At 64.0% G+C, this 12,055-nt stretch carries 11 protein-coding genes; 1 reads left to right on the forward strand and 10 read right to left on the reverse strand.

Annotated elements, in window-relative coordinates; genetic code table 11:
• Positions 1-219: 219 nt before the first annotated feature.
• Together fliJ and fliI are read right to left on the reverse strand one after the other, a co-directional pair.
• The gene (gene fliJ / locus HDIA_RS17785) at positions 220-627 is read right to left on the reverse strand and encodes a flagellar export protein FliJ (RefSeq protein ID WP_099557384.1); all 408 of its coding nucleotides are present in this window, start codon (positions 625-627) and stop codon (positions 220-222) included.
• Positions 628-701: 74 nt separating this feature from the next.
• Positions 702-2,060, reverse strand: coding sequence for a flagellar protein export ATPase FliI (fliI, locus tag HDIA_RS17790; protein WP_099557385.1), 1,359 nt, complete (start codon positions 2,058-2,060; stop codon positions 702-704).
• 415 nt (positions 2,061-2,475) lie between these two features.
• On the opposite strand from fliI, the gene ctrA reads away from it, so the two are divergent.
• Positions 2,476-3,171, forward strand: a complete 696-nt coding sequence (gene ctrA / locus HDIA_RS17795; RefSeq protein WP_099557386.1) for a response regulator transcription factor CtrA — start codon at positions 2,476-2,478, stop codon at positions 3,169-3,171.
• A 192-nt stretch (positions 3,172-3,363) separates the two neighbouring features.
• On the opposite strand, the gene HDIA_RS17800 is transcribed toward ctrA, so the two are convergent.
• The 8 genes from HDIA_RS17800 to HDIA_RS17835 all read right to left on the reverse strand — a co-directional run bounded on the left by HDIA_RS17800 (position 3,364) and on the right by HDIA_RS17835 (position 11,966).
• Complete coding sequence (locus HDIA_RS17800) at positions 3,364-4,935, reverse strand: GMC family oxidoreductase (protein ID WP_099557387.1); 1,572 nt, start codon at positions 4,933-4,935, stop codon at positions 3,364-3,366.
• Between the two features lie 149 nt (positions 4,936-5,084).
• Entirely contained in the window at positions 5,085-5,648 is a 564-nt protein-coding gene (locus tag HDIA_RS17805) for a Twin-arginine translocation pathway signal (RefSeq protein ID WP_099558985.1), read from the reverse strand.
• A 100-nt stretch (positions 5,649-5,748) separates the two neighbouring features.
• Positions 5,749-6,144 carry a VOC family protein gene (locus tag HDIA_RS17810; RefSeq protein ID WP_099557388.1) on the reverse strand — a complete coding sequence of 132 codons (396 nt, stop codon included), beginning with the start codon at positions 6,142-6,144 and terminating at the stop codon, positions 5,749-5,751.
• A 136-nt stretch (positions 6,145-6,280) separates the two neighbouring features.
• Complete coding sequence (locus HDIA_RS17815; RefSeq protein WP_099557389.1) at positions 6,281-6,631, reverse strand: ribbon-helix-helix domain-containing protein; 351 nt, start codon at positions 6,629-6,631, stop codon at positions 6,281-6,283.
• A 331-nt stretch (positions 6,632-6,962) separates the two neighbouring features.
• A complete protein-coding gene (locus tag HDIA_RS17820; RefSeq protein ID WP_099557390.1) occupies positions 6,963-9,101 on the reverse strand; it encodes a methyl-accepting chemotaxis protein in 2,139 nt (712 codons plus the stop codon).
• 366 nt (positions 9,102-9,467) lie between these two features.
• A complete protein-coding gene (locus HDIA_RS17825; RefSeq protein ID WP_099557391.1) occupies positions 9,468-10,349 on the reverse strand; it encodes a CheR family methyltransferase in 882 nt (293 codons plus the stop codon).
• A complete protein-coding gene (locus HDIA_RS17830; RefSeq protein ID WP_099557392.1) occupies positions 10,346-11,500 on the reverse strand; it encodes a protein-glutamate methylesterase/protein-glutamine glutaminase in 1,155 nt (384 codons plus the stop codon). Before HDIA_RS17830 ends, HDIA_RS17825 begins: the two co-directional genes overlap by 4 nt.
• Positions 11,501-11,600: 100 nt before the next feature.
• On the reverse strand, positions 11,601-11,966 hold the full coding sequence (locus HDIA_RS17835) for a response regulator (protein ID WP_099558986.1): 366 nt from the start codon (positions 11,964-11,966) through the stop codon (positions 11,601-11,603).
• Positions 11,967-12,055: the final 89 nt, after the last annotated feature.

Consider the following 12,055-nt stretch of genomic DNA (forward strand, 5'->3'; position numbering starts at 1 on the left):
ACGCTCGATCAGGACATTGACACCACGGCGGTAACTGACCGGAGGAAGAAATCGACGCAAAAAAGCCGGGACCGAAGGCGGCGTCCCGGCTTTCAATGGTTTCGCAGGAATGAGATCCCGGCTGAGATGAACGATGGATGGCCCGCGCGGACCGTCCCACAGCGCCCAGCGGAGAAAGACAGGCCGCGGGCAGGCTCCGCGCCGTGGCCGGTCCCTTCCTCAGCGCATGGCGCGCTGGGCCGCGATCTCGTCCATCTGCTCCTGGTCGAGCATCTCGGCTGCATGGCGGCTGCGCTCCTGATCGCGCTCCTCCATGAGCTCGATCTTCTTCAGCTCCTCCACGGCCTCGGCGAGCGCGTCCTGCGCCGCCTCGTGCTGGCCCTTGAGGTCATCGGCGGAGGCGTTGAGGTTGTCGCGCCGCTGCATCGCCGCCTTGGCAAAGGTCGAATAGGCGAAATGCGTGATGTCCGTGATGCCGGTCCGGTTCTGCTCGGCGACGATCTGTTCGTCCAGTTCGGTGGCCATGCGCCGGAACTCGGCGATCATGGTTTCGATTTGCGCCAGCTGTCGACGTTTCTCGTCGACCTGGAATCGCCTGAGCCGGATCAAACTGTTTCGCGCCTTCATTGAGCCTCACTCCAGATACCGCACCCTCGGTCCGGCGCAGCCCAAACCCCGCCTCTTCCCGCGGGAAAAAGGGGTCAGGCAGCCGTCCCATCTGCATCTGGTCCTAACCTTAACCCGGTAGCGGTTTCCAAAAGGTTCGCAAGTGCGTGATAACCATCGAACCTTCGCGTGCATTCTCCCTTTCCCTGTCTCAGGAAGGCCTCGACCGGGTCGTTGAGCGCCATGGCCATGTCCACTTCCGGGTTGGTGCCCTTGCGATAGGCGCCGAGCCGGATGAGTTCCTCCATGTCGCCATAGGTCGCCATCAGGCGCTTCACCTCGCGCAGGAGATCGCGCCATTCCGGTTCGACGCAGCCCGGCATGGTCCGCGAGACCGATTTCAGGATATTGACCGCCGGATAGCGCCCACGCTCGGCGATCGCCCGCTCCATCACGATATGACCGTCGAGAATGCCGCGCACGGCGTCGGCAATCGGCTCATTATGATTGTCGCCTTCCACGAGCACCGTGAAGAGGCCGGTGATGGAGCCGGCCCCGGCCCGGCCGGGCCCGGCGCGTTCCAGAAGACGCGGCAGCTCGGTGAAGACCGTTGGCGTATAGCCCTTGGACGTCGGCGGCTCGCCGGCGGCAAGGCCGATCTCGCGCTGGGCCATGGCAAAGCGTGTCACACTATCCATGAGACACAGGACATCCTTGCCCTCGTCGCGGAAATGCTCGGCGACCGTCATGGTCAGATAGGCCGCCTGCCGGCGCATCAGCACGGATTCGTCGGACGTGGCCACGACGACGACCGAGCGGGCAAGGCCCTCCTCGCCGAGATCGTCCTCGATGAACTCCTGCACCTCGCGTCCGCGCTCGCCGATGAGGCCGATGACGGCGACGTCGCAGGCCGTGTTGCGCGCCAGCATGGAGAGAAGCACCGACTTGCCGACACCGGAGCCGGCGAAGATGCCCATGCGCTGGCCGCGGCAGCAGGTGGCGAAAGTGTTGAGCGCGCGCACGCCGAGATCGATCGGCGCGCCGACGCGGGTGCGCTCGTTGGCCGGCGGAGGATTGGAGCGCAACAGCCGCTCGTCGGGGCCCATCGGCAACGGGCCCTTGCCGTCGATGGGCTCGCCGAGGGCATTGACCACCCGGCCAAGCCAGCCGTCGGCCGGCCGTGTCGTTGAGGCCATCGACACGATCGCCGCCTTGGCGCCGAGGCGCACGCCCTCCAGCGGTCCATAGGGAAGACAGAGCGCCCGGCCCTCGCCGAAGCCGACCACCTCCATCGGTACCTGCGCGCCGCCGAAGCCGGAGACCATCAGGCGCGTGCCGACGCTCATCTCCTGGATGGGACCGGCGACCTCCACGAGGAGCCCCTGGACGGCGGCTACCCGTCCATAGATCTCCAGCAGAGGGATTCGTTTGAGTTCGGCGATGAGGCGTTCCATAACGACTTCGCCCTCCGTGATTCGCGTCGGTAATAATTCTTTTGTGATTCTTACCCGAGTTTACGCTCCATTTACCTCTTCAGTTAATGCTTGACAGTCGCGACTGGCGACGGGGCTGGTCGGCTGCGGGAATGGATGTGGATAAGCGGAAAGGCATGAGTCTCAAGAGTCGGTTAGAGGCATTTCTTAAAGTCGATTCACAATGTTTTTGAATCGCGATTCCTGTAGAGATTCGAGGACTCTGTAGGAATTTTCTCGATAGAAATCACTCGCCTCTTGTGTCCGTGAATCAGAATTGGTTAATTGTTAACCACTAGCCCGTAACCTGAGGTCTGACATCCACAGGCCTGCTGAAGCCAGAGCCGGATGCGCCGCAGGAAGCAGCGATCCGGTTCGATTGATAAGGGGATTGAGCATGCGAGTTTTGCTGATCGAGGACGACAGCGCGACCGCACAGAGCATCGAGCTCATGCTGAAGTCCGAGAGCTTCAACGTCTACACCACCGATCTTGGTGAAGAAGGCATAGACCTCGGTAAACTGTACGACTACGACATCATTCTTCTTGATCTGAACCTCCCCGACATGTCGGGTTACGAGGTGTTGCGCACCTTGCGCGTCTCCAAGATCAAGACCCCCATTCTGATCCTGTCCGGACTTGGAAACATCGAGGACAAGGTTCGCGGTCTCGGCTTCGGCGCCGACGACTACATGACCAAGCCTTTCCACAAGGATGAACTGGTCGCCCGCATCCACGCCATCGTCCGCCGTTCCAAGGGCCATGCGCAATCCGTCATCGTCACCGGCGATCTTATCGTCAACCTCGATACCAAGACGGTGGAAGTGAACGGCAACCGCGTGCATCTGACCGGCAAGGAATACCAGATGCTGGAGCTTCTTTCGCTCCGCAAGGGCACGACCCTCACCAAGGAGATGTTCCTGAACCATCTCTACGGCGGCATGGACGAGCCGGAACTGAAGATTATCGACGTCTTCATCTGCAAGCTGCGCAAGAAGCTGGCGAACGCCACCGACGGCAAGAACTACATCGAAACCGTCTGGGGCCGCGGCTACGTGCTGCGCGAAAACGACGACGTCCGCGAGATCGCCTGACGGACGGGATCCCCGTTCGATCCCGCAGTAGCAATCCCCGCAAACGCATCAATGGCAAAAGGCCGCCGGTCATCCCGGCGGCCTTTTTCGTTGTGGTCGGTTCGCTGACGCCGGCCGGAAGGCCTTGCCCGCCGGATCGGGGTGCCGTGTCAGCGCCCCGATCCTAGAGCCGAGAAGGCGCGTGCGATGGCCTCAGAGCGCGCCCGTGCGCATCTGCTCGGCGATATAGTCGGCCTGGCGGATGGCGAGGCTGACGATGGTCAGCGTCGGGTTCTCCGCCCCGCCGGTGGTGAACTGGCTGCCGTCCGACACGAAGAGATTCTTGATGTCGTGGGTCTGGCCATGCTTGTTCACGACGCCGTCTTCCGCCTTCTCGCTCATCCGGTTGGTGCCGAGATTGTGGGTGGAGGGATAGGGCGGCGTCGGGAAAGTGCGAACGGCCCCGACCGCGTCGTAGAGCGCCGCGCCTTGGCGGTAGGCGTGCTCGCGCATGGCGACGTCGTTCGGATGGTCGTCGAAGTGGACGCTGGCCACCGGCAGGCCGTACTGGTCCTTGGCGTTCGCATCGAGCGTCACCCGGTTCTCCTCGCGCGGCATGTCCTCGCCGACGAGCCACATGCCGGCCATGTTGACATAGCCGTCCATGGCCGAGGTGAAGCTGCGGCCCCATGCGCCGGGGTTGAGGAAGGCCGCCATGAAGGGCACGCCCAGAGACAGCGTCTCCATCTCGTAGCCGCCGACGAAGCCGCGCGAGGGATCGTTCTTCGCCTCGTCGCGCACGATGCCGGCCATGGTCGTGCCGCGATACATGTGCACCGGGTTCTCGAACACCCCGTAGACCGAGCCGGTCATGTGGCGCATGTAGTTGCGCCCCACCTGCCCGGAAGAATTGGCCAGCCCGTCCGGGAACATGGAGGATTCCGAATTGAGCAGGAGCCGCGGGCTTTCGATCGAGTTGCCGGCGACCGCGACCGCCCTCGCCTTCTGGAACTGGTGATTGCCGTCCTTGTCGGCGTAGAGCACGCCGGTCACCTTGCCCGACTTGTCATGCTCGATCCGGAGCACCATCGAGCCAGGACGGACCTCCATGTGGCCGGTCGCCTCCCCTTTCGGGATTTCCGTGTAGAGCGTCGACCACTTGGCGCCCCACTTGCAGCCCTGGAAGCAGAAGCCGGTCTGCTGGCAGGAGTTGCGGTCGTCGCGCTGAACGGAATTGATCGCCATGTGGCCGGTGTTGCATTCCTTGTAGCCGAGCTTGTCGGCACCCGCCTTCATGATCTTGAAGTTGTTGTTGCCGGGAAGGCCGGGCAGATCGTTGGTGCGGGTCACACCCATCTTGTCCTCGGCCTTGGCGTAGTAGGGCTCAAGGTCGGCAAGGGTGATCGGCCAGTCGAGCAGGTTCGCGCCGTCGAGCTTGCCGTAGGTCGAGAGCGTCTTGAACTCGTGCTCCTGGAAGCGCAACGAGGCACCGGCCCAGTGGGTGGTGGAGCCGCCGACCGCCTTGACGATCCACGCCGGCAGGTTCGGAAAGTCGCGGTGCACCCGCCACGAACCGGACGTCGTGCGCATGTCCGTCCAGGCAAGCTGGCCGAAGCTGGCCCACTCGTCGTTGATGAAGTCGTCGTATTCGTGCCGGGAGCCCGCTTCGAGGACGACCACGTCGATCCCCTTCTGGGCCAGTTCGTTGCCGAGCGTTCCGCCGCCGGCGCCCGAGCCGATGATGACGACGACGCTGTCGTCGTCGAGAGCATAGGGAGCAGCCATGGGTTTCCTCCTGAATGTCTTTGTCTTGCGGCGCTTGCCCGGGGGCGCGGCACGGGAGCGTTTCTTTCGGGTCGCCCTGCTCGTGCGCGTCAACGCCAGCTAAATCGTTTGAACTTGCGGACGGAGTCCGCCCCTTGCGCAGGCCCTTGTCAGAGCCAGTCGATGTCGTCGAATCCGCGCTGGATGTAGCCGCCCTTGGAGTAGGATTCGCCCTCGTAGCCGAAGACCGGCCAGATCTCCTGCTGATTGTAGAGACCGACGACGAGGCCGCCGCGCACGGTCTGGAAGAAGGGGCTCTCCTCGATCGGCATCAGGAGCTTGACCCGGTCTTCCTCCCAGCCGACGCCGACATAGCCGCCGCTGCCGGCCGCCTTGTCGAGCCCGGCGACGCCGTCCTCGATCAGGGCCTTGTATTCCGGGTCGCCCGCCGCCTTCTCGTCGTGTCCCTTGACCGCGATCGCATAGAAGCGGTCGGCGATCTTGTCGTGCGGATAGATGTCGCGGGCAAGCAGGATGAGCGTGCGCATGGTCTCGGGCGCAAGCGCCTTGGTCTCCATGCCCCAGGCTTCGGCGGCGTTGATGAGGGTCGAGGCCGACGTCACCGTGATGGCAATGCCGATTGCGGTGCCGGATCCGCGCGTCAGAACCTCGCGGCGCGACAGGCCGGACGGCGGACGGCGGCGCTTGGCCGCGTCATAGACCGTATGCTGCATGGTTGTTTCCTCCATCGTGTTTTTTTTTCGAGCCGGATCTGATGTCCGGTCTTCGTAAAAGTTGGAGTGCGCGCCGCCGGCGGACGGGCGCGCCTCTCCGTCAGCGGAAGCGGCCGTGCCGCTGCAAAACCTCGATCTTGTAGCCGTCGGGATCTTCGACAAAGAAGAAGCGCGCCAGAAGGCCGCCGTCGCGGTTGAATTCGACGATCTTGCGGGGAGAAAAGCCAAGGTCGGTGAAGCGGGCGTGCTCGGCGTCGAGATCATCGACCACGAAAGCGATATGGCCGTAGCCATCGCCCAGCGCATAGGGCTCGGTGCGGCCCTTGTTGACCGTCAGCTCGACTTCGAAGTCGGCTTCGGCATTCTTCATGTAGATGAGGGTGAAGTCGTCAAAGTCGAGACGATCGGAAATCGCCAGCCCGAACGCTTGGGTATAGAAATTCACGGACCGTGCCTCGTCGAGCACACGGACCATGGAATGCACCGCTTTTGCCATCCTTGCCTCTCTTCCCTGCGGCCCCATCGCCGCAGTTTGGAAAGACTAGCAAAAGCCTGCACAACGCATGTGTTATCTGGATACTACGGCAACCGAAAGTCACAACCTGGCCGCCGGCGAGGCCGGCTTTGCCGCCTCAAAGCATGTTCTGGCGCGCCACCGCGTCGAGCGCTGCAGGGGCGCCATTGCACTGCGTCTTCCTCGCCTCAGCGGTGTCGGGGACGTGCAGTTCGCTCTCCAGGAAGACGAGACAGATGCATCGCAGATGCGAGGTGAAATTCGGCGCTTCGCCGCGAATCTCCAGGATCTCGGAGTGAAGCGTCGAAATGAACTTCGGCAAGGTGAACCCCTGCTCCGTCGCGATCCGCTCCAGCACCTGCCAGAAGATACTCTCCAGCCGGATGCTGGTGCTCTGGCCATTGAGACGCATCGACCGCGTCTCGAAGGCATAGCTTGCCGGCGACTGGCTGGCAAAGACATGACACATGACTGATCCTCCCAAGATCTGGGTGGAACGGCGACAACCGGCAACGGCAAGCTTGTTTTCTTGTCGGCACGCACCGGCCACGATCCCGCTCATCCGGTCGGGACGGAACGCAGCCCTCAGGCAACAAAGACCTGATGAAGGCGACACACCGACCCATTTTTCCCGCGGGATCGAAAGGAATCCGTTCCACGACCTGAGGCGACAGGATAGCCGCGCGGCCGCGCCAAAGCCAAGACACAAATCCGCACGCGGCGGAAAGCCCCGTACCGAAGGACCGGAAAGGGCCCGCCGGAGACGCAAAGCCCCCCGGCCGGACCGCTCGATCAGGGGCTCAGGCCGCCAGAATCTGCTGCACGAAGCTGGAAAGGTTGGCGCGCAATTCGCCGGCCTCGCGGCCGAGACTGCGCGCCTGTTCGGCGACCGAGGCCGCGGCATGATCGGTCTTGTCGACGGCAACGCGCACATCCGCGATGTTGGTCGAAACGGCCGCCGTGCCGGAAGACGCGCTCTGGGCAGACCGCGCGATCTCGCTGGTTGCCGCCGACTGCTCCTCGACCGCAGCGGCCACCGAACCGACCGCGTTGCCGATCTCGCCGACCACATTGCGGATCTTCTGGATCGCGTCGACCGCGGTCTGCGTCGCATCGCGCATCTCGGAGATCTGCCCGCCGATTTCCTCCGTCGCCCGCGCCGTCTGGCTGGCGAGATTCTTCACCTCGCCGGCAACGACGGCAAAGCCCTTGCCCATCTCGCCGGCCCGCGCGGCCTCGATGGTCGCGTTGAGGGCAAGCAGGTTGGTCTGCTCGGCGATGGACTGGATGATGTCGACGACGGTGCCGATGCGCGCGGCCGTCCCGGCAAGGGAATCGACGATCGCATTGGTCGATTCCGCATGGCGGTCGGCCTCGTTGGCGATGCCGCCGGAGCGCTGGATCAGGACGGACACCTCGCGAATGGACGCAAAGAGCTGATCGGAGGCAGCCGCGACAGAGCGCACGTTGCTGCTCGCCTGGTCGGAAGCCTCCGCGACCGCGCCGGACCGCTCGCTGCTCTCCTCGGCGATATGCGCCATCTCGCTGGCCGATTGCTCCAGCGCGGATGCCGCCGAAACGAAGGTCGCGACGACCGAGCCAACCCGCTCCTCGAAGTCGCGCGCCAGCTGTTCCATGATCTGGCGGCGCTCGGCGTCCCGCTGTTCGCGTTCCCGTGCTTCCGCGTCGACGCGGTTGAGCGCCTCCGCCTCGGTCATCTCGCGGATCTCGACGACCGCGCGGGCGATGTCGCCGATCTCGTCCTGGCGCGAGGCGCCCGCGATGGAAAGCCCGGTCTCGCCGGTGGCCATCTTCTGCAGCGTGCCGGTCAGGGCCGCGAGCGGCCGCGTCATACCGCGCGCCGCCAGAAGCCCGATGATGATCGTGCCGACCACGAGCAAACCGGCCGCGATCAGCATCGTCCGGGTCATCTTGTCGACGGCGGCAAAAGCCTCACCGGTCGACTGGGCGGCAATCAGGGTCCACGTCTTGCCGAGAATGTTGACCTCGTTGGCGATCCCCATGAACGGCACGCCGGCGCGTTCGAAGGACAGCGCTGTGTCGACCGCAGGCACGCCTTCATAGCCGAGTTTGGTCAGCGGATCGCCCGCAGCGGCCTCCTCGCCCGGTGCCGAACTGCGAAGAATGCCGTCGGCACCGACGGCCACCGTTTCGCCGGTCCCGCCGAGGCCGCGCCGATCTCCGAGGATGGCGTTGAAGAAGGAAGGCTCGAGCCGGAAGACGGTAAAGCCGGCAAGTTCCACCTTCTGGGCCGCATTCATCGCGGCGTTGCTGCGCCGTGTGATGGCCGTGCCGATGAAGGCGCTCGGCTGTCCCCCGGTAAAGGAATAGGGCGCGAAATCCTCAAAGACGGTCGTTTCCGGGTCGGCCTTCATCGCCTCGAAGAGACGGCCGAGGCCGGAGGCCTTCATGTCGGCTTCGTCCTGACGCTGCATGAAGTCGGAGCCCTTGGTGACCGAATAGATCACGCGGCCTTCCGGCGAGAGCAGCAGGATGTCGGCAAAGCCGCCGCGCTGCATGGCCTCCTTCAGCAGACCGTGCACCTTGGCATGGCGATAGCCGTACATGGTGTCGGAATCGGCGCCGTCCTTCTGGAGCACCTCCTCCGGCGCCCCGCTGAAATAGGCCTTGTTCTTTTCAAAGTCGGCCGGGTTGAGCTCAAGGTTGGCGTCAAGGTCGCGGATGCTGGAACCGACGATGGACGTCTCGGCCACGTTGGCAAGGTCGAGCTTGACCCGGCGCGCGGCCGACTCGATCAGATCCTTGCGCCCGTCGACGGCAAGCGACAGCCGGGAAACGGCAGCCTCGGCCAGCGCACTGCGCGCACCCTGCCATCCGATCACGCCGATTGTCGCCGCGCTGATCAGCGCCAGACCGACGATCATGACCGGCAGCTTCACCTTGATTGTTGCCCGCATTCACATACCCCAGCCACTGCTACGTTGGTTCACAAATTCCTGAGAACGGTGACAGCGGCGACTTGCCAAGGTGTTAAATACAAACGTGAAATAATGTCGCAGCGCGAGATCGGCCGCACTTCGCAAGAGAACGCCCACTCGAATTACGATGATATTTCATAGAGATCGTCAGGGCGTTGAAAGCTTGCGCCGCCTGATGCGCACAAATGCTTAGGTCCTTCTGCCAATAATCGGATCGACAATCGTCACCGTCCCGCCCGGATGAGGGTCCACGAAAACGAAAAAGGCCGGATGCGAGAACATCCGGCCTTTCCGAAGAATTCTGCGATGCCCCGGCGCCCCACCGGCGCCAAGGGCTGAAGACGCTCAGGCGGCGCTGCCTCCGAAGGCCGCAAGGCGCGGGGTCCCGGCCAGAGGCGCACGCTTGTCCCCCGCCTTGCCTGCCGGCATGTAGAGGCCACGGCGATCGGGCAGCGACTGGAAGGCATCGGTCAGGCCGACGACCGTTTCGGCCGCGCCAAGCACCAGATAGCCGTCAGGTGTCACCATCTTGCTGATGCGGTTGAGCACATCCACCTTGGTGGGCTGATCGAAGTAGATCAGCACGTTGCGGCAGAAGACGATATCGAAGGTGCCGAGCGTGGAGAAATTGTCGAGCAGGTTGAGCTTGCGCCACTGCACCATCTGCTTGAGGCTGGAGGAGATCTCCCACGTATCGCCGCGCTGCGTGAAATACTTCAGCAGCATCTGGATCGGCAGGCCGCGCTGCACCTCGAACTGGCTGTAGGTGCCGGCCTTCGCCCGGTCGAGCACGTCGTTGGAAATGTCGGTGCCGATGATCTCGATGCGCCAGCCCGACAGGCGCGCACCCATTTCCTTCAGGCACATCGCGATCGAATAGGGCTCCTGGCCGGTGGAGGCCGCCGCGCACCAGATGCGGATCTTGCGCTGGGTCGCCCGCTTCTCCAGCATCGCCGGAAGCATGACGTCCTTGAGATGGTCGAAGGGCGTCTTGTCGCGGAAGAAGAAGGATTCGTTGGTCGTCATCGCCTCGACGACCTCGTCGGCGAGCTTCTGCTCGCGCGGGTCGCGAAGCTTGCCGATCAGGAGCGCGATGGAGGCGAGCCCGGCCTTGCGGGCAACCGGCAGGAGACGGCTCTCGACGAGATACTGCTTCTCGTTGGAGAGAACCAGCCCGGAGCGGATCTTCAGGAATTGCCTGAGAAAGTCGAATTCAGCGGGGGTCACAGCCGTCCTCCCATCAAGATACGCGCGACCTTGCGGCCGAGTTCGTCGAGGGGCAGCACATCGGCGCACATCCCCGTATGAGCCGCCGCACCCGGCATGCCCCAGACAACGCTGGTTTCCTCGTCCTGGGCGAGACAGTTGCCGCCCGCCTGGGCGATCTGCGTCACGCCCTTTGCCCCGTCCGCGCCCATGCCGGTCAGGATCACGCCGAGAACCGCCGAGCCGTAGGCCTCGACCGCCGACTGGAACAGCGGGTCGACCGCCGGCTTGCAGAAATTGACGGGCGGTCCGTCGTTGAGACGGATGACCATCTCGGTGCCGGTCTTGGCGACCGTCATGTGCTTGCCGCCCGGTGCCACGTAGATGCGGCCCGGCCGCACCACTTCGCCGTCCTGGCCTTCCGCCGCCGGACGTCCGGCCGCCTTGGTCAGGTGCTCGGCGAGGATCGCGGTGAAGGTCGGCGGCATGTGCTGGGTCAGCAGGACAGGGATATTTCCCATGGAACTGCCCACGTGGCCGAAGAACGCGTTGAGAGCCTGCGGTCCGCCGGTCGACGAGCCGACGCAAAGGACGCGCGGGCGGGACGCGGAATAGGACTTGAGCGTGAAGGCGGACTTGTTCCGGACCGCCGGCGCCTCGACCGGCTGGCGCATCCGGATCGGCGTTGCGCCGGCCGGTGCCGCGGGCTGGGCGGATGCCTGCTGCGCGGTGCGCGTCTGCATCGCCACCGTCGCGCTCATCGCCCTGGCCGGACGCCGCTTGGCGCGCTCGCCTAGGTTCGTGACCTTTTCGATCAGCTCACGGCGAAACTCCGCCGAAGTGGTGACCTGGCTGTTGCCTTCCGGCTTCGGCACATAGTCGGCGGCGCCGAGCGACAGCGCCTTGAGGCTGATTTCCGCATTCCTGCGTGACAGCGTTGACGCAATGATGACGACGAGATTCGGCTTCTGCTTCAAAAGCAGCGGCAGGGCGGTCAGCCCGTCCATGTCGGGCATCTCGATATCGAGCACCACGACGTCCGGGTTCGCTCTCTTGACGTCATCGACGGCGAGCCGGCCATTGCGATGGCTGGCGACGACGGCAAGCGACCTCTCCTCGTCGATCCAGCGGCCGATCAGACCGCGGATCACGACGGAATCGTCAACGACCATCACTCGGATCGGGTCAGTGACGGGACCCGTCATGGCTGTGGCGTGCAATGGAGCCATCTTCTCTTATCTCTCGTCAGGCGCAGGATTCGGCGGACAACGGTCAGATGAGACCGACCTCCTGGAACTTCGCCTCGACGATCTCGCGGTCGAACGGCTTCATGATGTATTCGTTGGCGCCGGCGCGGATGGCCTTGGCGATATGGCCGACGTCGTTTTCCGTGGTGCAGAACACGACCTTCGGAGCGTCGCCGCCCCTCAGCTCGCGCAGGCGGCCAAGAAACTCGATCCCGTCCATGACCGGCATGTTCCAGTCGAGCAGGATCGCGTCGGGCATCTGCTCGTTGCACGCGCGCAGCGCCTGTTCGCCATCCTCGGCCTCGGTGATGGTGAAGGAGAGGTCTTCCAGAATCCGTCGTGCGACCTTCCGGATCACACTGGAATCATCGACAACCAGACAGTTTTTCATTGTGCGCTCCATGAGTGACGACTGGCTCTCGCACCGTCAGTCGCTTGCTTGGAAGGCCGCCGGTCCGAAAGGGACCGCCGGCCTCTTGC

The organism is Hartmannibacter diazotrophicus (assembly GCF_900231165.1).
Lineage (GTDB): Bacteria > Pseudomonadota > Alphaproteobacteria > Rhizobiales > Pleomorphomonadaceae > Hartmannibacter > Hartmannibacter diazotrophicus.